Source organism: Pseudomonas sp. ESBL9 (genome assembly GCF_036668715.1).
In the GTDB taxonomy this organism is placed as follows: domain Bacteria; phylum Pseudomonadota; class Gammaproteobacteria; order Pseudomonadales; family Pseudomonadaceae; genus Aquipseudomonas; species Aquipseudomonas lundensis.
Genome location: NZ_JAZEVV010000012.1, coordinates 35,467 through 57,412 on the forward strand (window position 1 = coordinate 35,467; position 21,946 = coordinate 57,412).

Genomic DNA, 21,946 nt, shown 5'->3' on the forward strand with positions numbered 1-21,946 from the left:
CATTGCCAGACAAGCGCGCCTGCAGGGGCAACTCACGATAAGAGAAACCCGTATGAGTCCGCTTGCACGCATCACCTTGCTCAGTTTCGCCTTAGGCCTGAGCGCCTGTGCGGTCCATCATCCTTCGGATCAGCCGTCACCGACCCCGCCTGAGCACGTGCCGCAACCGTCGCCGCCTGCTGGCAAACCGTTGCCCGACATGCCGATTCCCAAGCCGCCAAAACCGCTGCCGCGGACCTCGGCCACCTTTGCGCCGCCACCGGACGGGCCCAGCCATTGGGATGCACGTCTGGGGGTGTATGTGTTGGACGCTCAGCCCGACACTTTCTACCGCCAGCGCACGTATTACCGCTGGAACAACGGCTGGAGCCGTGCGGTCAGCCCGAACGGGCCGTGGGAAGAAACCGACATCAGCGGCGTGCCGCCGGGGTTGAGCCGGCAGTTCAAATAAGTTAAACGGCGACCCGCGGGTCGCCGTTTTTTTGCGCGTCGTTAAAACGCGGCTTTGCCCACCGAGGCGCCGCCATCCACGAACAACGTCTGGCCGGTGATGTAAGCGCTGTGTTCGGACAGCAGGAACGCAATCGCGGAGGCGATCTCGTGCGGCTGGCCCAAACGCGCCATGGGCACCCCGGCCAGATACCGGGCTTCACCTTCAGAGCCCGGCGGGTTGTTGGCGCGGAACAGCTCGGTTTCGGTCGGCCCGGGCGCCACGGCGTTGACCGTGATCCCGGTTTGCGCCAGTTCCAGCGCCCAAGAGCGGGTGAAACTGACCAAGGCCGCTTTGGCCGCCGCATAGGCGGTGCGCTGTGCAATGCCCAGTACGGTCAAGCTGGAAATATTCACGATGCGTCCCCAGCCCCGGTGGCGCATGCCGGGCAGCAGGGCTTGGGTGGCTTGCAACGCCGAATGCAGATTGAGCCGCATCACGTCGTCGAACGCATCCAGGTCAATCTCGCCCAGTGCTTGCGGGCGCACCAGCCCGACATTGTTGACCAGCCCGTCAAACGCAAAGCACTCGCTCAACTCGCCCAGTACGTGTGCGCTGCGCTGGCGATCGGCCAGGTCCAGCGCCACCAGCGTGCCGGGGAAGGTGGGGTCGTCGGCATTTCGCGCAATGCCAACGACGGTGTGGCCTGCTTCTGACAGATAAGTCGCCAGCGCGCGTCCGATTCCTTTACTGGCGCCGGTGATGAGAAAAGTCCGTGCGGTCATGGTGTGCTCCGGTGTGAAAACGGGCAGGGATAATACCTTGTCACGGCGTGCGCGAGATTCTATGTTGCGGGCTACTCGACCCAGCGCCAGTGCCGCGTACCGTCCTGACGGGCAGGGTCATTGACAGGAGTGATGTGTGTGAGCCAGTTCCAATTCAAACAAGTGGATGTGTTCAGTCGGGTGGCGCTCAAGGGCAATCCGGTGGCAGTGGTGCTCAATGCCGATGGCCTGAGCGATGCGCAGATGGCGGACTTTGCGCGCTGGACCAACCTCAGTGAAACCACGTTCGTGCTCAGGCCGCAGGACCCGCAGGCCGATTATCGTTTGCGCATCTTTACCACCCTGCGCGAATTACCCTTTGCCGGGCACCCGACGTTGGGCAGTTGCCATGCCTGGCTAGAAGCCGGGGGGCAGCCAAAAGGCCGGGAAGTTATTCAGGAGTGTGGCGCGGGTCTGATCACGATTCGGCGCGACGCTGAACAACTGGCGTTCAAGGCGCCGCCTTTGGTGCGCAGCGGGCCTGTGGAAGAGGCGCTGATACAGCGCATCTGTGCGGGTTTGCGGATTGAACCGCAGGCGGTGGTCCGCGCGAGCTGGGTCGACAACGGGCCGGGGTGGGTGGCGGTGATGCTGCGCGATCGGGCGCAGGTGCTGGCGCTGGAGCCCGACTACCCGCAACTGTTGGGCCTGGCGCTGGGGGTGGTTGCGCCGTGGGACAGTGCGAAGGATGGCGATGACGCGCACTTTGAAGTGCGCGCGTTCATCGCCGGGGATGGCATGCAGGAAGACCCGGTCACCGGCAGCCTGAATGCTGGTCTGGCGCAATGGCTGATGGCGCAAGGCCTGGCACCGGTGCGTTATACGGTGAGTCAGGGCACGGCCATGGGCCGGGCCGGGCGCGTCGCCATCGAACGTGTGGGGGACGATATTTGGGTGGGCGGCGCGGCGGTGACCTGTCTCTCGGGTCACCTGACGCTGTAAGGCCTAGGCTTGCTGCGCCGTTGCCCGCTCAGGCCCCTTTTGCTTTAACCGCGCGTTTGGCCTTGGGTTTACTGGCGGGCGCCTTGCGTTTTTTCTTCCACGCGGGGGCGACCCCGGCCGGGCTGGCCGGGCCGCGAATGGTCATTTGCAGGCCGCTGCAACGTTCGATGTGCTTGCTCATCCAAGCGGCCTGTTTGGCGACGAAGATGTCGAGGGTCATGTCGCCGCTTTGCACCATGTCCAGCGCTTGTTCCCAGATCGCCGTGGTGCCGGGGTCGGCAATGGCGCGGGGCACGGCGTCGATCAGGCTGAAGGCCGCGGGCGTGGCCGCCAGCGCCTTGCCGTTTTTGTTCAGATAACCGCGGTCCAGCAAGCCCTGAATGATCCCGGCGCGGGTGGCTTCGGTGCCAATGCCGGTGGTGTCCTTGAGTTTTTGTTTGAGCAGCGGGTCCTGGACCCATTTGGCGACGTTTTTCATGGCCTTGATCAAGTCGCCCTCGGTGAACGGCTTGGGCGGCTGGGTCCACAAGTCTTTGAGCAGGACGTTCGCCACCGCACACTCGAGGCCTTCGTGCAGGCGCGGCAGCGGCTGCGGTGCCGGAGCTTCACGGCCCTTGGCCGGGGCCAGGGCTTCGGGCAGGGCGCGCTTCCAGCCCGGCTCGATGATCTGCTTGCCCACCGCGCGCAGGGCCTGCCCCGCACAGTCGAAGTCGGCCTGGGTGCGGTCGTATTCATGGTTGGGCAGGAACTGCGCCAGGTAACGCGCGCGAATCAGGGTATAGACGGCCCGCTGCTTGCCGCTCAGGCGTTCGAGGTTTTTCGCGGCCGCCGTGGGGATGATGCCGTGGTGGGCGCTGACCTTGACGTCATTCCACGCCCGTGAACGGTGCTGCGGGTCCAGAAAGCCTGCCAGTGGTTGCAAGGCCGGATCCGCCTGCTGCAAGGCAGCGAGAATTGAGGCGGCTTCGGCGTGCTGGCTTTGCGGCAGGTAGCCGCAGTCGCTGCGCGGGTAGGTGATGACTTTGTAGGTTTCATACAGTGACTGGGCGATGTCGAGGGTTTCCTGGGCGCCCAGCCCCAATTTCTTGGAACACACTTCCTGCAGCGTGCCGAGGTCGAACGGCAGGGGCGCGACGTCGCGCAGGCGCTCGGTGCGCAGGGTGATGACCCGTGCGTGGCGGGCGTTTTGCATCGCCGTGGCGGCGTGCTGCGCGTGGGCCTGATTCAGGCAGCGGTCCTGATCGTCACAGGTGTCCGGGTCGGCGCGCCACTGGGCGGTAAACACTTGCCCATCATGGCTGAGTTGCACATCGATGGCCCAATAGGCCACAGGGATGAAATCGCTGATGCTGCGGTCGCGATCCACCACCAGGCGCAAGGTCGGGGTCTGCACCCGGCCTACGGGCAGCACGCCTTGATAGCCCGACTTGCGCCCGAGCAGGGTAAACAGGCGGCTCATGTTCATGCCGATCAGCCAGTCGGCCCGCGAACGCCCCAAGGCTGCGTGGTACAGGTTGAAAGTGTCGGCGCCGGGCTTGAGCGCGGCCAGTGCCTTGCGAATCGAGGCGTCGTCCAGTGCCGACAACCACAGACGCTGGATCGGCCCGCGATAACGGCAGTGTTCGACCAGCTCGCGGGCAATCATTTCGCCTTCACGGTCGGCATCGGTGGCGATCACCAGTTCACGGGCTTCGCCCAGCAGACGTTTGACGGCCTTGTACTGGCTGGCGGTTTTGGGTTTGACGCGCATCTTCCACTGCTGCGGCACGATGGGCAGGTCGGCCAGGACCCAGCGTTTGTAGCGCTCGTCGTAGGCGTCGGGCGGGGCGGTTTCGAGCAAATGACCGATGCACCAGGTGACAGTGGCATTGGGCCCCACCCAGCAGCCATCACCGCGACGGCTGGCACCGAGCACGGCCGCAATATCTTTGGCCTGGGAGGGTTTTTCACACAAAAACAGCCGCATCGTTTCACTCGTTCATGCTGCGCAGAAGGTGCACAGCATGGCAGAGATTGAAATCGGGGCAACTGTTTTTACTGTGTTTATGTACAGGTCAAGGGTGCAGTCAACGCCTGCACCGGTGACGCGGGGGTGTTTATTGACCCGAGTACACCTGGTCAAACACGCCGCCGTCATTGAAGTAGATTTTTTGCACCTCGCGCCAGTCGCCGAAGGTTTTCTCAACCGACAGGAAGTCAACGTTCGGGAAGCGGTCGCTGTACTTGGCCAGAATCTGCGGGTTGCGCGGGCGCAGGTAGTTTTTGGCGGCGATTTCCTGGCCTTCAGGCGACCACAAATACTTCAAGTAGGCCTCAGCCACCTCACGCGTGCCTTTTTTGTCGACCACTTTGTCGACCACGGTCACCGGCGGCTCAGCTTCGGCCGAGACGCTGGGGTAGATCACCTCGAACTGGTCGCGACCAAATTCGCGGGCGATCATTTCCGCTTCGTTCTCAAAGGTCACCAGCACGTCGCCGATCTGGTTGGTCATGAAGGTCGTGGTGGCTGCGCGGCCGCCGGTGTCCAGCACAGGCACGTGGCCGAACAGATTGCCGACAAAATCTCTCGCCTTAGTTTCGTCACCGCCGTTTTTCAGCACGTAGCCCCAAGCGGACAAGAACGTGTAACGGCCATTGCCCGAGGTTTTCGGGTTCGGCACGATTACTTGCACGCCATCCTTGACCAGGTCTGGCCAGTCTTTCAGGGCTTTCGGGTTGCCTTTGCGCACGATGAACACCGTGGCCGAGGTGAAGGGCGCGCTGTTGTTCGGCAGGCGGGTGACCCAATTCTCAGGCACCAGTTTGCCGTTATCGGCCAGGGCATTGATGTCGGTGGCCATGTTCATGGTGATGACGTCCGCGGGCAGCCCGTCGATCACCGAGCGCGCCTGTTTGCTGGAGCCGCCGAACGACATTTGCACCGTTTGCTTTGCGTCGTGCTCTGCTTCCCAATGTTTCTGGAATACCGGGTTGTAGTCTTTGTAGAAGTCGCGCATGACGTCGTACGAAACGTTCAGTAGCGGCTTGGGAGCGGCGTGGGCAACGCCCATAAAGGCCAGGCTGGCGGCGAGGACAGAGGCGCTAAAAAGGTTTTTCACTGCTCATTCCTTGTTGGAGGGGCATATGGGGCAATTTGCCAGCGACTATAGCCGCTGACGCTTAGTGCATAAAAGATTAAAAAAGCCTTTGCTTATGCATTTTTTGTGAAAAGCGCGTTGCCACAGCGAGAACAAAACGACGCCGAGGGTTCATGGCGTTCTTTTTTGCACGTGGGGCAGTTGTGTTTGAGCTGTTCGCCGCGCATGGCGTTGGCCAGTTCGGCGGTGAAGATCCCGGTGGGCACGGCGATGATCGAATAACCGGTGATCATCACCATGGCCGAGATGATTTGCCCGAACGGGGTCTTCGGCACGATATCGCCGAAGCCCACTGTGGTCAGGGTGACGATGGCCCAGTAGATGCTCACCGGGATGCTGGTAAAGCCGTTTTCCGGCTCTTCGACCACGTACATCAGGGTGCCAAACACGGTCACCAGCGTGGACACGCTGACCAGAAACACGATGATCTTTTGTTTGCTGCCGCGCAGTGCCGAGAGCAGGTAGTTGGCCTGACTCAAGTAGGGCACCAGCTTGAGCACCCGAAAGATTCGCAGCATGCGGATGATGCGAATAATCAGCAGGTACTGCGCATCGCTGTAATAGATCGCCAGAATCCCCGGCACGATGGCCAGTAAATCCACCAGCCCGTAAAAGCTGAAGGCGTAGCGCAGGGGGTTGGGCGAGCAATACAGGCGCAGGCCGTATTCCACGGCGAACACAAAGGTGAAGCCCCACTCGATGTAGGCCAGCAGGTTGGCGTAATCGCGGTGGATGCTGTCGATACTGTCGAGGATCACCACCACCAGGCTGCAGAGGATGATCAGCAGGAGCGTGGTGTCGAAACGGCGCCCGGCGGGGGTGTCGGCCTGAAAGACCATCACGTAGAGCCGCTGGCGCCAGTCGTTGTTATTCATGTACGAAGCTCGAATCTCAAAGGTAAGAAGATTCGGGGATTAGCGCTCAATGCGCAACCGGGATTGCACACTGGATGGTGTTAACAGGCGCACGCTGGCCAGTACCAACCAGCTGCTCAGGATGAAGGGCGCCGTCAGGGCAGGCAGCCCGAGCGCGCTAAAGCCGGGTGTGAGCATCAACGCCAGCAGGATGCCCGCCAGTGGCTGCCAGGGGTGGCGTGTGCGTTGGCACAATGCCAACGCGGCCAGTGCCGCGTTATACCCGCCCAGCCCGCTGAGCGCGGTGGCCGGGTCGTGCTGCAAGAGGCTGAACCCCACGCCCGCCAGCGCACCCGTCAATGCCCACAGCGCAGCGCGTCGGCTGCTCAGCCACAGGCCGGTGACGATCAACAGCCCCGCCAGCGGTGATTGCAACAACATGACTTGGCCGATGCCCGTCAACAGCCCTTGCGCCAGCGTAAGGCCGTTGAGTTCGGGGGTGGACCAGGCGGAGGCTGGCGGTGCAGGGTTGAAACTGAGCAACAGCCAGCCCAGCCCGACAAAGGGCGCGGTGTAAGCCATCAGGGTGTTGCCGTTGCTGGCGCGCTTGAGCCATTGGTGAACCAGCATGGTGCTCAGCCCGGCGCTGGCAATGATCAGCAGCGGCAACATGGCTGACCACGGTAAGTGATGGCTCAGCAGCAACCCCAGCAACACGCCGTTGTAGCTGTAAAGCCCGGCCTGGCGTTCAGCTTTGGGGTAACCGCGCCGTTGTGCGGTTAACAGGCCGCTGACCCCGCCAAGCAGCGCGCCCCCCAAGAGTGAAGGCGCGCTGACGAGAATCGCCAGCAGGCACAGCACCCCGCACAGCGGATGACGTTGCAGGAAAATCTGACTGAAACCGTTGCACAGGGCCGTCGCCCAATCTGAGCAAGGCTGGCTGAATGAGGGGGCGTGCATGGTGACGACACACTTGAGAAGGGGATGAGGTGTGCAGCCGCCGCGCGGGGCGGGCGGCGGCTACAGGTGCGGTTACTGCTCGCGAATCGAGAAGTTGGCCATGTGTTCCAGGCCTTTGATCAGCGCCGAGTGGTCCCAGTTGCTGCCACCGATGGCGGCGCAGGTGCTGAACACTTGCTGCGCATTGGCGGTGTTGGGCAGGTTGATGCCCAGCTCGCGGGCGCCCGCCAGGGCCAGGTTGAGGTCCTTCTGGTGCAGGCTGATGCGGAAGCCCGGGTCGAAGGTGCCTTTGATCATGCGCTCGCCGTGGACTTCAAGGATTTTGGAGGACGCAAACCCGCCCATCAGTGCCTCACGGACCTTGGCCGGATCTGCGCCGTTCTTGGCAGCAAACACCAGCGCTTCAGCCACCGCCTGAATGTTCAGGGCGACGATGATCTGGTTGGCCACTTTGGCGGTCTGGCCGTCGCCATTGCCGCCCACCAGGGTGATGTTCTTGCCCATGTTTTGCAGCAGCGGCAGGGCGCGCTGGAAAGTTGATTCCTCGCCGCCGACCATGATGCTCAGGGTGCCAGCCTTGGCCCCGACTTCACCGCCAGAGACGGGTGCATCGAGGTAGTACGCGCCTTTGGCGGTGATTTTTTCAGCGAAGGCCTTGGTCGCGGTAGGCGAGATCGAACTCATGTCGATCACCACTTTGTTCGGGCTCAGGCCGGCCGCGATCCCGTCTTCGCGAAACAGCACGTCTTCGACCTGCGGGGTGTCCGGCACCATGACGATGATGAACTCGGCTTCCTGCGCCACTTCTTTCGGGCTGGCCAGGGCGATAGCGCCTGCGGCGACCAGGTCGGCGGGTGCCGCGCCGTGGTGGGTCGACAGGAACAGGCTGTGACCCGCCTTTTGCAGGTTGCTGGCCATGGGCGAACCCATGATGCCGGTGCCGATAAATCCGATTTTAGCCATGACAAATCCTCTTGTTTTTATGGGGTAAACAGCCGTAGACGTGGCTGAAGGCGGCGAAGGGTGGCGGGCCAGCCCGTGATCTCGAAACCCGAACGCGGGTGACGGCCTTAGACCGCGTTATGCGTCTTGAGCCAGCCCAGACCGGCTTCGGTGCTGCTCAGTGGCTTGTACTCACAGCCGACCCAGCCTTGGTAGCCGATGCGATCAAGGTGGTCGAACAGGAAGCGGTAGTTGATTTCGCCGGTGCCCGGTTCGTGACGGCCGGGGTTATCGGCCAACTGGATGTGGTTGATCTGCGGCAGGTGCGTTTGCATCGTGCGCGCCAGGTCACCTTCCATGATTTGCATGTGGTAGATGTCGTATTGCAGGAACAGGTTGGCGCTGCCGACCTTCTCCTGAATGGCCAGCGCCTGACGCGTGTTGTTGAGGTAGAAACCGGGGATGTCGCGGGTGTTGATGGCTTCCATCACCAGCTTGATGCCCACCGCTTGCAGCTTGTCGGCGGCGTATTTGAGGTTGCTGACGAAGGTTTTCTCAACCAGCGCCTCGTCGATGCCTTGGGGGCGAATGCCCGCCAGGCAGTTGATCTGATCGTTGCCCAGCACTTGGGCGTAGGCGATGGCCAGATCCACCCCGGCGCGAAACTCTTCGACACGGTCCGGCAGGCAGGCAATCCCGCGCTCGCCCTTGGCCCAGTCGCCGGCTGGCAGGTTGAACAGCACTTGGGTCAGTTTGTTGGCATCGAGTTGGGCCTTGATTTCGGCAGAGCTGTAGTCGTACGGAAACAGGTATTCAACGCCGTGGAAACCAGCATTGGCAGCCGCTTGAAAACGGACAAGAAAATCCTGTTCGGTGAACAGCATGGACAGGTTGGCGGCAAAACGCGGCATGGTGGACTCCTGCAATGTGTGTGTCCCCTCTCCCGGAGAGAGGGGCAGGCTTAACGTTAATCGAGCATCGAGATGGCAGTCGGGGCGTCGTTGCCCACCAGCGCCAGGTCTTCGAACTCGTTCACAGCGTTGATTTCGGTGCCCATGGAAATATTGGTCACGCGTTCGAGAATAATCTCAACCACCACCGGGACACGGAACTCTTTGATCATTTCTTGCGCCTGGCGCAGCGCCGGCTGGATCTGGCTTGGCTCGAACACGCGCAGAGCCTTGCAACCCAGGCCTTCGGCCACGGCCACATGGTCGACGCCGTAACCGTTGAGTTCCGGTGCGTTGAGGTTGTCGAACGACAGCTGCACGCAGTAATCCATTTCAAAGCCACGCTGTGCCTGACGGATCAAACCCAGGTACGAGTTGTTCACCACCACGTGGATGTACGGCAGGTTGAACTGCGCGCCCACGGCCAGCTCTTCGATCATGAACTGGAAGTCGTAGTCGCCGGAGAGCGCCACCACGTTGCGGTTCGGATCGGCCTTGACCACGCCCAGTGCAGCCGGAATGGTCCAGCCGAGCGGACCGGCCTGGCCGCAGTTGATCCAGTGCCGTGGCTTGTACACGTGCAGGAATTGCGCACCGGCAATCTGCGACAAACCGATCGTGCTGACGTAGCACGTGTCTTTGCCGAACACCTGGTTCATCTCTTCGTACACGCGCTGCGGCTTGACCGGTACGTTGTCGAAGTGGGTCTTGCGGTGCAGGGTGGCTTTGCGTTGCTGGCAGTCTTGCAGCCAGGCGCTGCGGTTTTTCAGTTTGCCGGCGGCTTTCCACTCGCGGGCCACTTCAAGGAACACCTTCAGGGCAGATCCGGCGTCGGACACAATGCCCAGGTCCGGGGTGAAGACGCGCCCGATTTGCGTCGGCTCGATGTCCACGTGAATGAAGCAGCGGCCTTCGGTGTAGACCTCGACCGAACCGGTGTGGCGGTTAGCCCAGCGGTTGCCGATGCCCAGTACCACGTCGGACTTGAGCAGGGTGGCGTTGCCGTAGCGGTGCGAGGTTTGCAGGCCGACCATGCCCACCATCAGCGGGTGATCGTCGGCAATCGTGCCCCAGCCCATCAGGGTCGGAATCACCGGGATGCCGGTCAGTTCAGCGAACTCCACCAGCAGGTCGCTGGCGTCGGCATTGATCACGCCGCCGCCGCTGACCAGCAGCGGGCGCTCGGCCTGGTCGAGCATGGCCAGGGCCTTTTCGGCCTGAACGCGGGTGGCGCTGGGCTTGGCCAGCGGCAGCGGTTCGTAGGCGTCGATGTCGAACTCGATCTCGGCCATTTGCACATCAAACGGCAGGTCGATCAGCACCGGGCCGGGGCGCCCGGAGCGCATTTCGTAAAAGGCTTTCTGGAAGGCATAAGGCACCTGGCCCGGTTCCAGCACGGTGGTTGCCCACTTGGTCACGGGTTTGACGATGCTGGTGATGTCGACAGCCTGGAAGTCTTCTTTGTGCATGCGGGCGCGGGGGGCCTGACCGGTGATGCACAAAATCGGGATCGAATCGGCCGAGGCGCTGTACAGGCCGGTGACCATGTCCGTGCCCGCAGGGCCTGAGGTGCCGATGCACACGCCGATGTTGCCGGCCTTGGTGCGGGTGTAACCCTCGGCCATGTGCGAGGCGCCTTCCACGTGGCGAGCAAGTACGTGATCGATGCCGCCGACCTTTTGCAGGGCCGAGTACAGCGGATTGATGGCGGCGCCCGGGATACCGAATGCGGTATCGACACCTTCGCGACGCATCACCAGAACGGCAGCTTCGATTGCTCTCATTTTGCTCATTGCTTTGTGCCTCTTACGTTTTGTAATTGTATACAAGTGGCTGTGGGCTGAGTGTATTCATCCGCCCCGGTGCAGGTCAATGGCTTTTGTTCAATCAATCGCTGGAAGACCGGAAGCCCTGTATTAGGCAGGTTTACGGTATTTGAAGAAATGCGCGCTTAAATAATTGTATACAAGATGAATATTTATTGTGTTCTATTGAGGCTGTCGAGACGTCTCCCAAGACGCCCTAAAGGCTTTCCAATAACAAGACGAAGGACGGCAACCATGAGTGCGTTAACTTTGAAACTGGCGTTAAACCTGGCCACCCAGGCCCTTGCGGCCGGGCGTCAGATCGCGGCTGCGCCGCTGGCGGTGGCGGTGCTCGATGGCGGCGGGCATCTGGTGGCGTTGCAGCGCGAAGACGGTGCAAGCCTGCTGCGCCCCAGCATTGCCATCGGCAAAGCCTGGGGCGCCATTGCATTGGGCAAAGGTTCGCGCCTGCTGGCGCTGGATGCACAGCAGCGGCCTGCGTTTTTTGCAGCACTCAATGGCATGGGCGCCAGTGACGTTGTCCCGGCGCCGGGGGGCGTGTTGATACGCGATGCGAGCGGGCAGGTGATTGGCGCGATGGGGATCAGCGGCGATACCTCGGACATTGATGAACAATGCGCGATCAGCGCCATCGAAGCACAAGGCTTGCGAGCCGATGCCGGGGTGGTGGTCTGATCGGTAGCGGGTAGTCGCTGCCTGCGCCAGCGACTACGGTGTGTGCGGGGTCAGTCGGGCGTACAGCCTTTGAGCACCAGGCGAATGATGGTCCGGGTCGCCGCCTCGTAGTCGTTGTCGTCGAGTTTGGCTTTGCCGGTGATGGCGGAAATCTGCCAGTCGAAGTCGGCGTAGGTCTGGGTCGCGGCCCAGATGCTGAACATCAGGTGATGCGGGTCGATGGGGGCAATCTGGCCCCGGTCGATCCACACCTGGATGCATTCGATGTTGTGTTTGGCCTGGGCATTGAGCAACTCGACCTGTTTTTCACTCAGGTGCGGCGCGCCGTGCATGATTTCGCTGGCGAATACCTTGGAAGCAAACGGCAGGTCGCGCGAGATCATGATTTTCGAGCGGATGTAATGGCTCAGGACTTCGTTCGGTTCGCCGTCGGCATTGAACGGGGTCGAGGCCCGCAGAATCGGGTCGATGATGCTTTCGAGCACCTCGCGGTAGAGGTTCTCTTTGGATTTGAAGTAGTAATACACATTGGGCTTGGGCACGCCGGCCTTGGCCGCGATGTCGCTGGTTTTGCTGGCGGCGAAACCCTTGTCAGCGAACTCTTCGCTGGCGGCGCGCAAAATCAGCTCTTTATTACGTTCGCGGATGCTGCTCATAAACCCGTATTTCCTTGCCTGCTGGGGCGGTCGGGCATGGTAGCACCGTGCTTGCAAGCGGCTCAAGATTGCCGCCTGGGGGCTGGCACGCGCTATGCTTGACATCATTCAATCCACAAGGAACCGACACCCATGGCAGGCAGCAGTTTGCTGATGTTGCTCGACGACATCGCCGCCGTACTCGATGACGTTGCGCTGATGACAAAAATGGCCGCCAAAAAGACCGCCGGGGTGCTGGGCGATGACTTGGCATTGAACGCGCAACAGGTCTCCGGTGTGCGGGCCGAACGTGAATTACCGGTGGTGTGGGCAGTGGCCAAGGGCTCGTTTCGCAACAAGCTGATTCTGGTGCCCGCCGCGCTGGCCATCAGCGCGTTTGCGCCGTGGGCGGTCACGCCGCTGTTGATGGTGGGCGGCGCCTATTTGTGTTTCGAGGGCTTCGAAAAGCTTGCGCACAAATTCCTGCACAGTAAGGACGACGATCACCAGGCGCGCGCGGCCTTGTCTGACGCCGTGGCCAACCCCGAGGTGGACCTGGCGGCGTTCGAGAAAGACAAAATCAAGGGCGCGATACGCACCGACTTCATCCTCTCGGCGGAAATCATCGCAATCACGTTGGGCACCGTGGCGGATGCGCCGCTGATGCAGCAAGTGGTGGTGTTGTCCGGGATTGCCATTGTGATGACGGTCGGGGTGTATGGCGTGGTGGCCGGCATCGTTAAGATGGACGACGGCGGTTTGTACCTGACCCAAAAAACCGGTGAAGGCACCTGGCCGAGCTTTCAGCGCCGTTTCGGCCAAGGGGTGTTGAATGCCGCGCCGTACATGATGAAAGCGCTGACGGTGATTGGTACGGCCGCGATGTTCATGGTCGGTGGCGGGATTTTGGTACACGGGGTGCCGCTGTTGCATCACTGGGTTGAGAGCGTGGCCCTGAGCAGTGCGCCGTTTGTAGGCCCGCTGTCGGTCATCGTGCCGACTTTGCTCAACGCCGTGGCCGGCATCATTGCCGGCGCGGTGGTGTTGGCGGGTGTGACGGCGGCCAGCTCACTGTGGCGCGCCATCAAGGGGTGAGGGTCAGTGGCTGAGGTTGTCGAGCAGGGCGCTGACGTCAAGGCTGGCGCTTTCCATGTCGTTGATCTCCAGCAAGACCTGGCTCCAGTTTTTCTCCTGAGCCGCGTGCAGGGCATTGTGCGCGGTTTCATGCACGATCCGGTGCGGCTCGTTGAGCTGCTGGAAGTCGCTGTTGTCGCCATAGCGCGCCTGGGTTTCAGGCGCCAGGTACCATTTGCCGAGGCGGCAGGTGGTGTGGGTCGACAGGTTCAGGTTCTCGTCCTGCTTGAACAGGCGTTGATAGACCATCAACTTGAACAGCAAGTGATCGAGCTTCACCGACTCGCAGAACGAGCGCAGGGCGATGCCTTCAATCAACTGCCCCATGTGTTCGCCGAGGGTCATCATCTCGTCGAGGGTTTGGGCCGAGCGCGACACATCGTCTGACAACCGCGACGCTTCCTCCGACAGCACGCCAATGGCGGTGCTCGCGGCTTCGGTCTCCTGGTTGATGCTCGCAACCAATTGGCTGATTTCGTGGGTGGCGCCATGGGTGCGTTGGGCCAGTGCGCGCACTTCGTCAGCCACCACGGCAAAGCCGCGACCCTGTTCGCCCGCGCGCGCCGCTTCAATGGCGGCATTGAGGGCCAGCAGGTTGGTCTGGTCGGACACGGCCTTGATCAGCTCGACGATGCGGCTGATTTCTCCGACCCGTTGGCGCAGAACGCCCACGCTGTCGACACTGCTGACCCCCTGACCGGCCATGTGCCCCAGCGAACTGGAAAAGCCGGCCAGCAGGGCCGAGGTTTGCGCAAACACATTGCTGTTATCGCGCAGGTGAACGACTTCTCCTTGCAGGCTTTCGGCCTGGGCAACCACGCCATCGCGGGTCTTTTGCAAGGATTCGTCAAAGCGCTCCAGCTTGCTGTGCAAGTCTTGTTGGTAGCGTTCGTAGTGTGCCAGCACGAGCTGCTGGTCGCGGTCTTGAGTGACCTGTGCACGCAGGGTTTGAACCTCCTGTTCAAGGGCCTGTTTGTCCTGCTCTAACGCATTTAGCTGCGTTTCAAGGTTGGCGCCATCGGCGATTGAACATCCGTTTGTACTCCCGAGGCTTGAGACAGAGCGTCTGGTGAAAAAATACAGCACCTTCTGTATCGGCCGTTTACGGGTAAACCTAATAGCCATATAAAAACAGTGGCTTTGCTGGGTGGCCGTGCCGCCTCAGGGGCGGGCACGCAGGTTATGTATCAGGCAAAGCGGGCACCACGGGGCAGGGTGCTGTGGCTGAGCAAGCGATAGCCCAGCGCAGCGAACAGCAACACGGCGCTTCCCGCACCCAGCGACACCCGGAACCCGGCTTGCGCGCCATAGGCGTCAATCATCCAGCCACCCAGCACGGCGCCCAGCGCCACACCGATGCCGAGCCCGGTGATCATCCACGTCAGGCCCTCAGTGAGTTTGGCGGCCGGGACGATGTTTTCCACCAACCCCATGGCCGTGATCAGCGTCGGCGCGAAGAACAGCCCGGCGACAAACATGGCGGCCGCCAGGGTGGCGATGCTGCTGACCCACATCAGGGGCACCACGGTAATGGCGGTGGCCAGGGCGCCGATCAGGAACTGTTTGGGCAGCGGCATCTTCAGTTTGAGCGTGCCGAAAACCAGTCCTACCACACAGGAGCCCAAGGCATAGACCGATAGCACGACACTGGCGGCTGCCGGCTGGCCCTGTTGTTGGGCGAAGGCGACGCTGACCACGTCCACGGTGCCGACAATGGTGCCCATGCCCAGCAGCACCATCAGCAGAATCACCACGGCGCCCTGGCGCAGCACGGTGCCTGCGTGTTCGGGGCTGCGCGGGTGAACCGGCGGCTCGGTGCTGCGCTGCAACACAAAGGTGGTCACGCCGATGGCCAGCAGCAGGGCGGCGGCCAACGGCCCGGCCTGGGGGAATACGGCGACGCAGAGGCCCACGGAAATCGGCGGCCCAATGATGAAACTCACTTCGTCGAGCACCGACTCCAGCGAAAAGGCCGTGTGCAGTTTGGGCGAGCCGCGGTACAGCTCGGTCCAGCGCGCCCGCACCATGGCCGGCATGCTGGGGATGAAGCCCGACAGGGCGGCAAACACGAACAGCGTCCAGTCGGGCGTGCCCAGGTGGCTGCACAGCAACAGGGCCAGCAGCGAACTGACGCCCAGCGCGGTGACGCCGGGCAACACGCGGCGCTGACCATAGCGGTCTACCCAGCGGGAAATTTGCGGGGCGATCAACGCCATGGCCAGGGCGAACGTTGCGGCCACAGCGCCCGCCATCCAATACGACCCGCGCAATTGCGCCAGCAACGTGATGATGCCGATCCCGGTCATGGAAATCGGCATGCGTGCGATCAGGCCCGCGGCGCAAAAGGCCAGGCTGCCGGGGGCGCGGAAAATCTCGCGATAAGGGTTTGCCATACACGCTCCGAAACAAAAGTGAGCCGCGTGTTCCTGCGCGCGCTGCCTCACGCAGCGGCACTGTCGGGGATCTGACATACGCGGCGTATGCAGAAATATACGCATACGTGTCGTATGTCAATTAACATACGCGGCGTATCTCAACATGCAGGAGGTCGACATGGCGCCCAAAGCGCGTGCACAAATGATAGAAGAAACCCGCAACAAGTTGCTGGAGGCGGGGCGCCAGGCCTTCGGCTCGGTGGGGTACGCGCAAACGTCGATGGATGAACTGACGGCCTCGGCAGGGTTGACCCGGGGTGCGCTCTATCACCACTTTGGGGACAAGAAGGGGCTGTTGCAGGCGGTTGTGCAGCAGGTCGACGCCGAGCTGGACGCGCAACTGGCGCAGGTGTCTGAGCAGGCAGCCAGTGCGTGGGAAGGCTTCAGGGGGCGCTGCCGGGTGTTTCTGGAAATGGCCACGCATATCGAGGTGCAACGCATCATGTTGCGCGATGCGCCCTCGGTGCTGGGTTCCGAATACCTGCAGAGCAGCCAGTCGGCGTGCAGTGCGTCGCTGGCGACCATGTTGCGCGACCTGATGGACACGCACGTGATTCAAGACACTGACCCCGAAGCGCTGGCGCGTTTGATTCAGGGCGGGTTGATGGATGCATCGTTCTGGATCGCCGCCGATCACCAACCGCCACAGCGCCTGACAGCGGCGCTGGACAGTCTCGACTTGATGTTGCGCGGGGTATTGCGGGCGCCTCAGCCGTAGCGGCAGGCCGAGGCCCGTGCATCAGAAGTGGTACTTGACCAACAGGCTGGCGGTGTCCTGATTGGTTTTGAATGAACCGCTGTCTTCGATGCCGTACTTGTTCTTCCAGTAGTCGTACTCGATACCGACGTACAGCTGCTTGGCGCCCCAGTTCAACGCTTTGCCCAGGTCGTATTTGACCTGCGGGTTGAAGTGCAGGTTGGCGTGGTAGGTGCCGCGCGAATTCTGGTCGTTGTCGACCACCCAGTCCATGTAGCCGTCGATCAGCACATCGGAATTGCCCAGTGGCAGGGTGTAGGACCACACCGGGGTGATCTGCCACACGCCCTTGCCGGGGCGATTGCCTTCGGGGAAGCGCTGGTAGAAGTTCAGCTGGAAGTAATCGAAGCCGGGCACGTTCAGGTCGAAGCCCGGGCCGATCAGGTAGGCCTCGGTGTCGCCTTCGCCGAACTCGTAGGTCATGGCCAGCAACACGTCTTTGATTGGGCCGAACTCAAACGTCTGGTCAAAGATTTTGCCGAAGGACAGCCGTGGCGTGAACTCACCGTAATAGGTGTTCGGGCCGACGTTGCCGTCTTCTTTGCCGTTATAAAAGATGCGGTCGAGAAAGAAGAAGTTATCGCCGTACTTCCAGCTGTCTGCGTGTTCGAAGGTCAGGGTCTGTTGAATCGACGGATTGACCTGAAAGTTCTTGCCCCACAAGTAAGTCAGGCTGTTGGTCTGCCATTGCAACAGGTCGCCAGCAACGGCCGGGGCCCCGCCCAGCAAGCTCCCCGCGAGCATCAGGCCGGTCAGTGTGCGCTTCATTCGGTTGCTCCAAAAAATAAGTGTTTCGCAGTGAATGGAACGCAGTGCTCGATGTTGGCACTTTGGTTCCGTGTTTAAAAGTTGGCTCTTCGGTCAACTTTATGAGCCTGAGCAAGTCTTGGGCCACACCTGACAAATGGCCAAGGAACATCCCTCGGCTGCCATGGGCAGTTGAGTCCTAAGTTACGTAACTACTTGATCTGACTGAATTAAGTTGGCTTTAAAGTCAGCTTCTAAACAGCGCCCGTATCAGAGCGCGGCGCAGAATACTGGCTCTGCCTGCGGTACTCAAGCGTTGCGTCACCGCCGTTGGGCGGACGGTGACGCAACGTGCACTGAAAAAGCGCTAGAAGTGGAACTTGACCAATGCACTGGCCGTGTTCTGGTTGGTGTCCAGGCGGCTGCTGTTTTCAATCCCGTATTTGTTCTTCCAGTAGCTGTACTCGAGCCCGACATACAGCTGCTTCTCGCCGATGTTCAGCGCCTTGCCCAGGTCGTATTTAACCTGTGGGTTGAAATGCAGGTTGGCGTGGTAGGTGCCGCGCGAATTGCGGTCGTTGTCGACCACCCAGTCCATGTAGCCGTCGATCAGCACGTTGGAACGACCCGCCGGGATGGTGTAGGAAAACGACGGCGTGATCTGCCACACGCCTGTCCCCGGCCGTGGGCCTTCGGTGTGGCGACGATAGAAGTTGAGGGTGAAATAGTTGAAGCCGGGCACGGCCAGGTCGAAACCGGGGCCGATCAGGTAGGCCTCGCTGTCGCCTTCGCCGTACTCATAGGTCATGGCCAGCAGCACGTCCTTGATCGGGCCGAACGCCAGCGTGCGGTCCAGGATCTTGCCGAACGACAGGCGGGGGCTGAATTCGCCGTAGTAGGTGTGCGGGCCTTTGTTGCGGTCGGGTTTGCCGTTGTAAAAGATGCGGTCGACGAACAGGAAGTTATCGCCGTACTTCCATTTGTCTGCGTGTTCAAAGGTTACGGTTTGCTGGATGGACGGGTTGATCGCAAAGTTCTTGCCATACAGGTAGGTGAGGCTGTTGGTCTGCCACAGAAACAGATCCCCGGCCATGGCCTGACCGGCAGCCAATAACCCACCCGCGAGCGTAGCGCCCCAGTGTATGCACTTCATGGGTAACTCCTTTTTTATTATGTTTTCAGAGCTGAAGCCCCCTCACCCTGAGCGTCTCCGGCAGGAGGCGTGCAGGGTGAGGGTGAGGGTGAGTCCATCAATGCTGGTGCACGTGGCCACTCAAGGCGGCGCGTTCGGCCCCGCCCAGCACGTTGAACAACAGATTGAGGCAGACCGCGCTGACGGCGGCCATGGCGATACCGCTGTGGGTGATTGGACCCATCCACAGTGGCAAGTGGGCGAAGAACTCAGGGCGCACGACAGGGATCAGGCCCATGCCGATGCTCACGGCCACCAGCAACTGGTTGCGGCGGTCAGCGATGTCGGCTTCCTGAAGGATCTTGATGCCGGTGGCGGCGACCATGCCGAACATGGCAATTGCCGCGCCACCCAGAACCGCAGGCGGAATCGAGGCCACCAGGAACGCAGCCTTGGGCAGCAGGCTCAGGGTGATCAGGAACGCCCCGGCCATGATGGTCACTGAGCGGCAGCGCACGCCGGTCATTTGCACCAGACCGATGTTTTGCGCAAAGGAGGAGTGGGTGAAGGTGTTGAAGAAACCGGCAATAAACGAGGCGCCGGCGTCACACAGCAAGCCGCGGCGCAGCATGCGCGGGGTGACTTCCTGACCGGTGATTTTGCCCAGGGCCAAAAACATCCCGGTGGACTCGACGAAAATGATTACCACCACCAGGCACATGGAGAGGATCGGCGCCAGATGGAACTCCGGCATGCCGAAATGCAGCGGCGTCACCACTTGAAACCAGGGGGCGTTGCCGATGCCGGTCAGGTCGACCATGCCGATGGCCCCGGACAGGACGTAGCCCAGTGCCATGCCGATCAGCACGGAAATATTGACCCAGAACCCGCGCATGAAACGGTTGATCAGCAAGATGGTGCCCAGCACCAGCGCGGCGATGCACAGAAAGACCGGTGAACCGAACTGCGCAGCGGCACTGCCGCCACCGGCCCAGTTCACGGCGACCGGGAACAGCGACAGGCCAATGGACGTAATCACGGTGCCGGTCACCAGTGGCGGGAAGAAACGCACCACTTTGGACATGAACGGCGCAATGACCATGCCGAAAAAACCTGCCGCAATGGTGGCCCCGAAGATGCCGGTCATGCCGATGCCGGGCATGCCGGCCATGGCCACCATGCTGCCCACAGCGGCGAAGCTGGCGCCCATCATCACGGGCATTCGAATGCCCATCGGGCCAATTCCCAGCGATTGCACAATGGTTGCGATCCCCGCCACCAGCAGGTCGGCGTTGATCAGAAAAGCAATTTCCTCACGACTCAGGCCAGCGGCTTGTCCGATGATCAGGGGCACGGCAACGGCGCCACCGTACATCAGCAACACGTGCTGCAGCCCCACCAGAATCAATTGCAACAGCGGTAGCCGCTGCATGGGCGGCGGGGCGGTCACGGCGGGTATGCGCGGTTCGGTTAGATCGGACATGCAACACCTCGGTCATTTTTATTGTTGTGAACTAGTGGTGTGGTTTTGTGGCCGCTACCGGAGACTGCGACAGGCCTGACAGACTGCAGAACGTGTCGGGTCGAGCATCCCGTTCAAGGGAGATCGCAGTCTTCGGTAGCGGCCACAACGTGTGTGGATCAGTTGGTTTGGGCTCCTGTGTTGATCCAGGAACCGATGAGTTCACGCTCTTGTTGGGTCATTTGCGTAATGTTGCCCAACGGCATGATTTGACTGGCGACCGCCTGTGCCTGAATGCGCGGTGCCATCAGTTTTATCTGTTGCGCGGTGTCAAACATCACCCCGCCAGGCGCTGCACTGAACAGTGGGCTGGTGGGTTTGGAGGAATGACACACGGTGCAGCGTTCTTGAATCACGGCATGCACCTTTTCAAAATCAATCGTCGCAACCGGGGTTGCCGCCGCCGCGGGAGCGGTCACTGGCGCCGGGTTGGCGTCGGGCTTGGCGCCGCTGACAGCGGTTTCCGGAATCGGCTGGTACTTGATGACTTTGGCGGTTTCAGGTGCGGTCGGCGCCGTGTTCGGGCCTGTCACGTAGGCCAGGCAGATCATGCCCAATGCAGCGACCGGTAAGGTCCAGGCATATTTGTGGCTGTCGTGGCGGGTGTTGAAGTAGTGGCGAACCAGCACGGCCAATACGGCGATCCCGGCCAGAATCAACCAGTTGTACTGGCTGCCGTAGGTGCTCGGGAAGTGGTTGCTGATCATGATGAACAGCACCGGCAAGGTGAAGTAGTTGTTGTGACGTGAACGCAGCAAGCCTTTGGCCGGGAGCGCCGGGTCAGGGGTGCGGCCTTCCTGGATGGCTGCCACCAGCGCGCGTTGGGCGGGCATGATGATGCGGAACACGTTACCAACCATGATGGTGCCGATGATGGCGCCCACATGCAGGTACGCGCCACGGCCGCTGAACACTTTGCTCAGGCCGAACGCCGCAGCGACCAGCAGCACGAACAGGATAAAACCGAGCAACGCCGGGCGTTTGCCGAGGGCGGAGTCGCACAGAAAGTCGTAAACGAACCAACCGGCAATCAACGAACCGATACCAATGGCCACCGCTTCAGGCCCGCTCAGGGTGCTGCCGGGGGCAATCAGGTACAACGCCGGGTTGAAGTAAAACACCAGGCAGAGCAGGGCGATCCCTGACATCCAGGTGAAGTAGGCTTCCCATTTAAACCAGTGCAGGTTTTCCGGCATGGAGGGAGGTGCCAGTTTGTATTTTTCGAGGTGATAGATACCGCCGCCGTGGATGGCCCACAGATCGCCCGACAGGCCGTCCTTGGGGTTGACGCGGTTGAGGTTGTTTTCCAGCCAGACAAAGTAAAACGACGCACCGATCCAGGCCACGCCAGTGATCATATGAATCCAGCGCACGCTCAGATTCAGCCATTCCATCAAATGTGCTTCCACAGTCTTTACCTCTACCCGTCGCTCTTTTTTGAGCGTTTGGGCCTTCTCTTATTGGTGGGGGGCGAGGATCAGCAACTCATCCTCTTTAAAGAAATGTTCATCGCAGTTATTGCCTGTGCCACTGCGATCAACCACCAGGAAGTCATCCCGCTTTTCGATCGTCAGCACCGGGTGGTGCCAGACGCCGCGATGGTAATTAATGCCCTGCCTGCCGTTGGTGACGAAGGCGCGGACCAAGCCTGATACAGGTTCATCGCCAACTGGCGCGACCACGATCAGAAAGGGGTGGCCGAGCAGCGGAATAAAAGCCTGGCTGCCCAACGGATGCCGCTCCAGCATGCGCACGGTGAACGGCATGTCCTGCGCGTCGGCGCGGAAAATGCTGATGATCGCCTTGTCTTCTGGAGTGGCTGTTTCAACTTCGGCCAGACGATGGAAGCGCATGGTCGAACCGTTATTGATCATGAAGTGATCGCTGCCGTCGGTTTCGATCACGTCACCGAAAGGGGCGAATGCTTCTTTGCTCAAGGGTTCAATCGTTAAAGTGCGCATGGTCTGTCTTCTTGTTCTGGTTTCTGTGGTGTGTTGCAGGTGTCGTGGGGGGCGCACGGGGGCGGCCCCCCGCCAAGTGCCGC

Annotated in this window: 21 protein-coding genes and 1 pseudogene; 5 read left to right on the plus strand and 17 right to left on the minus strand. The window is 61.2% G+C overall.

The features are described 5' to 3' along the window. Positions 1–52: 52 nt before the first annotated feature. Entirely contained in the window at positions 53–451 is a 399-nt protein-coding gene (locus tag V6F78_RS21820; protein ID WP_332728265.1) for a hypothetical protein, read from the plus strand. A gap of 41 nt (positions 452–492) precedes the next feature. Here V6F78_RS21820 and V6F78_RS21825 read toward each other — a convergent pair whose 3' ends face one another. Continuing rightward, positions 493–1,215, minus strand: a complete 723-nt coding sequence (locus tag V6F78_RS21825) for an SDR family oxidoreductase (protein ID WP_169839153.1) — start codon at positions 1,213–1,215, stop codon at positions 493–495. A 138-nt stretch (positions 1,216–1,353) separates the two neighbouring features. Between V6F78_RS21825 and V6F78_RS21830 the strand changes: the two genes are divergently transcribed. Further along, on the plus strand, positions 1,354–2,196 hold the full coding sequence (locus V6F78_RS21830; protein WP_047294475.1) for a PhzF family phenazine biosynthesis protein: 843 nt from the start codon (positions 1,354–1,356) through the stop codon (positions 2,194–2,196). A 28-nt stretch (positions 2,197–2,224) separates the two neighbouring features. On the opposite strand, the gene V6F78_RS21835 is transcribed toward V6F78_RS21830, so the two are convergent. The 7 genes from V6F78_RS21835 to gcl form a co-directional block, all read right to left on the minus strand. After that, a complete protein-coding gene (locus V6F78_RS21835; protein ID WP_332728268.1) occupies positions 2,225–4,162 on the minus strand; it encodes a DNA topoisomerase III in 1,938 nt (645 codons plus the stop codon). A gap of 130 nt (positions 4,163–4,292) precedes the next feature. Further along, positions 4,293–5,294, minus strand: coding sequence for a sulfate ABC transporter substrate-binding protein (locus tag V6F78_RS21840; RefSeq protein WP_332728270.1), 1,002 nt, complete (start codon positions 5,292–5,294; stop codon positions 4,293–4,295). A gap of 92 nt (positions 5,295–5,386) precedes the next feature. Beyond that, the gene (locus tag V6F78_RS21845; RefSeq protein WP_332728271.1) at positions 5,387–6,208 is read right to left on the minus strand and encodes an ion transporter; all 822 of its coding nucleotides are present in this window, start codon (positions 6,206–6,208) and stop codon (positions 5,387–5,389) included. A gap of 39 nt (positions 6,209–6,247) precedes the next feature. Further along, complete coding sequence (locus V6F78_RS21850; protein ID WP_332728273.1) at positions 6,248–7,147, minus strand: urea transporter; 900 nt, start codon at positions 7,145–7,147, stop codon at positions 6,248–6,250. A 72-nt stretch (positions 7,148–7,219) separates the two neighbouring features. Beyond that, positions 7,220–8,110, minus strand: a complete 891-nt coding sequence (locus V6F78_RS21855) for a 2-hydroxy-3-oxopropionate reductase (RefSeq protein WP_048375710.1) — start codon at positions 8,108–8,110, stop codon at positions 7,220–7,222. Between the two features lie 107 nt (positions 8,111–8,217). Further along, positions 8,218–9,000 (minus strand): hydroxypyruvate isomerase, encoded by a 783-nt coding sequence (gene hyi / locus V6F78_RS21860; RefSeq protein ID WP_047294459.1) that lies wholly within the window; start codon positions 8,998–9,000, stop codon positions 8,218–8,220. Positions 9,001–9,056: 56 nt separating this feature from the next. Next, positions 9,057–10,832 carry a glyoxylate carboligase gene (gene gcl / locus V6F78_RS21865; protein WP_332728275.1) on the minus strand — a complete coding sequence of 592 codons (1,776 nt, stop codon included), beginning with the start codon at positions 10,830–10,832 and terminating at the stop codon, positions 9,057–9,059. A gap of 267 nt (positions 10,833–11,099) precedes the next feature. Here gcl and V6F78_RS21870 point away from each other — a divergent pair, with 267 nt between their 5' ends. Further along, the gene (locus V6F78_RS21870) at positions 11,100–11,540 is read left to right on the plus strand and encodes a GlcG/HbpS family heme-binding protein (protein WP_095008686.1); all 441 of its coding nucleotides are present in this window, start codon (positions 11,100–11,102) and stop codon (positions 11,538–11,540) included. Positions 11,541–11,590: 50 nt separating this feature from the next. Here the strand turns inward: V6F78_RS21870 and V6F78_RS21875 are convergent, their stop codons facing one another. After that, positions 11,591–12,196: a TetR/AcrR family transcriptional regulator gene (locus tag V6F78_RS21875; protein ID WP_047275856.1), complete on the minus strand. Its 606-nt coding sequence runs from the start codon at positions 12,194–12,196 to the stop codon at positions 11,591–11,593. A 132-nt stretch (positions 12,197–12,328) separates the two neighbouring features. Between V6F78_RS21875 and V6F78_RS21880 the strand changes: the two genes are divergently transcribed. Further along, positions 12,329–13,270, plus strand: coding sequence for a DUF808 domain-containing protein (locus V6F78_RS21880; protein ID WP_047294455.1), 942 nt, complete (start codon positions 12,329–12,331; stop codon positions 13,268–13,270). 3 nt (positions 13,271–13,273) lie between these two features. Here V6F78_RS21880 and V6F78_RS22565 read toward each other — a convergent pair whose 3' ends face one another. From V6F78_RS22565 to V6F78_RS21890, 3 genes and pseudogenes are all read right to left on the minus strand, one after another. Then, positions 13,274–13,657, minus strand: coding sequence for a CZB domain-containing protein (locus V6F78_RS22565; RefSeq protein WP_390898208.1), 384 nt, complete (start codon positions 13,655–13,657; stop codon positions 13,274–13,276). A 9-nt stretch (positions 13,658–13,666) separates the two neighbouring features. After that, positions 13,667–13,945: pseudogene (locus V6F78_RS22570) on the minus strand (methyl-accepting chemotaxis protein); the annotation flags it as partial. Between the two features lie 551 nt (positions 13,946–14,496). Beyond that, complete coding sequence (locus tag V6F78_RS21890; RefSeq protein WP_094990415.1) at positions 14,497–15,702, minus strand: MFS transporter; 1,206 nt, start codon at positions 15,700–15,702, stop codon at positions 14,497–14,499. 160 nt (positions 15,703–15,862) lie between these two features. On the opposite strand from V6F78_RS21890, the gene V6F78_RS21895 reads away from it, so the two are divergent. Further along, on the plus strand, positions 15,863–16,462 hold the full coding sequence (locus tag V6F78_RS21895) for a TetR/AcrR family transcriptional regulator (protein ID WP_094990414.1): 600 nt from the start codon (positions 15,863–15,865) through the stop codon (positions 16,460–16,462). Between the two features lie 21 nt (positions 16,463–16,483). Here the strand turns inward: V6F78_RS21895 and V6F78_RS21900 are convergent, their stop codons facing one another. The 5 genes from V6F78_RS21900 to V6F78_RS21920 form a co-directional block, all read right to left on the minus strand. Beyond that, positions 16,484–17,269 (minus strand): outer membrane protein OmpK, encoded by a 786-nt coding sequence (locus V6F78_RS21900; protein WP_047275848.1) that lies wholly within the window; start codon positions 17,267–17,269, stop codon positions 16,484–16,486. A 346-nt stretch (positions 17,270–17,615) separates the two neighbouring features. Continuing rightward, a complete protein-coding gene (locus tag V6F78_RS21905; RefSeq protein ID WP_047294448.1) occupies positions 17,616–18,401 on the minus strand; it encodes an outer membrane protein OmpK in 786 nt (261 codons plus the stop codon). A gap of 97 nt (positions 18,402–18,498) precedes the next feature. Beyond that, positions 18,499–19,863, minus strand: coding sequence for a nucleobase:cation symporter-2 family protein (locus V6F78_RS21910; RefSeq protein ID WP_047275844.1), 1,365 nt, complete (start codon positions 19,861–19,863; stop codon positions 18,499–18,501). A gap of 158 nt (positions 19,864–20,021) precedes the next feature. Further along, positions 20,022–21,311 carry a urate hydroxylase PuuD gene (locus V6F78_RS21915; protein WP_332728283.1) on the minus strand — a complete coding sequence of 430 codons (1,290 nt, stop codon included), beginning with the start codon at positions 21,309–21,311 and terminating at the stop codon, positions 20,022–20,024. Between the two features lie 48 nt (positions 21,312–21,359). Further along, positions 21,360–21,863 carry an ureidoglycolate lyase gene (locus V6F78_RS21920; protein ID WP_047276214.1) on the minus strand — a complete coding sequence of 168 codons (504 nt, stop codon included), beginning with the start codon at positions 21,861–21,863 and terminating at the stop codon, positions 21,360–21,362. Positions 21,864–21,946 lie beyond the last annotated feature (83 nt).

Coding starts and splice junctions, on each gene's coding strand:
- V6F78_RS21820 (WP_332728265.1), top strand. CDS start 53: ATGAGTCCGCTTGCACGCATCACCTTGCTCAGTTTCGCCTTAGGCCTG.
- V6F78_RS21825 (WP_169839153.1), bottom strand. CDS start 1,215: ATGACCGCACGGACTTTTCTCATCACCGGCGCCAGTAAAGGAATCGGA.
- V6F78_RS21835 (WP_332728268.1), bottom strand. CDS start 4,162: ATGCGGCTGTTTTTGTGTGAAAAACCCTCCCAGGCCAAAGATATTGCG.
- V6F78_RS21845 (WP_332728271.1), bottom strand. CDS start 6,208: ATGAATAACAACGACTGGCGCCAGCGGCTCTACGTGATGGTCTTTCAG.
- V6F78_RS21850 (WP_332728273.1), bottom strand. CDS start 7,147: ATGCACGCCCCCTCATTCAGCCAGCCTTGCTCAGATTGGGCGACGGCC.
- V6F78_RS21855 (WP_048375710.1), bottom strand. CDS start 8,110: ATGGCTAAAATCGGATTTATCGGCACCGGCATCATGGGTTCGCCCATG.
- hyi (WP_047294459.1), bottom strand. CDS start 9,000: ATGCCGCGTTTTGCCGCCAACCTGTCCATGCTGTTCACCGAACAGGAT.
- gcl (WP_332728275.1), bottom strand. CDS start 10,832: ATGAGCAAAATGAGAGCAATCGAAGCTGCCGTTCTGGTGATGCGTCGC.
- V6F78_RS21870 (WP_095008686.1), top strand. CDS start 11,100: ATGAGTGCGTTAACTTTGAAACTGGCGTTAAACCTGGCCACCCAGGCC.
- V6F78_RS21875 (WP_047275856.1), bottom strand. CDS start 12,196: ATGAGCAGCATCCGCGAACGTAATAAAGAGCTGATTTTGCGCGCCGCC.
- V6F78_RS21880 (WP_047294455.1), top strand. CDS start 12,329: ATGGCAGGCAGCAGTTTGCTGATGTTGCTCGACGACATCGCCGCCGTA.
- V6F78_RS22565 (WP_390898208.1), bottom strand. CDS start 13,657: ATGATGACCCTCGGCGAACACATGGGGCAGTTGATTGAAGGCATCGCC.
- V6F78_RS21890 (WP_094990415.1), bottom strand. CDS start 15,702: ATGGCAAACCCTTATCGCGAGATTTTCCGCGCCCCCGGCAGCCTGGCC.
- V6F78_RS21895 (WP_094990414.1), top strand. CDS start 15,863: ATGGCGCCCAAAGCGCGTGCACAAATGATAGAAGAAACCCGCAACAAG.
- V6F78_RS21900 (WP_047275848.1), bottom strand. CDS start 17,269: ATGAAGCGCACACTGACCGGCCTGATGCTCGCGGGGAGCTTGCTGGGC.
- V6F78_RS21905 (WP_047294448.1), bottom strand. CDS start 18,401: ATGAAGTGCATACACTGGGGCGCTACGCTCGCGGGTGGGTTATTGGCT.
- V6F78_RS21910 (WP_047275844.1), bottom strand. CDS start 19,863: ATGTCCGATCTAACCGAACCGCGCATACCCGCCGTGACCGCCCCGCCG.
- V6F78_RS21920 (WP_047276214.1), bottom strand. CDS start 21,863: ATGCGCACTTTAACGATTGAACCCTTGAGCAAAGAAGCATTCGCCCCT.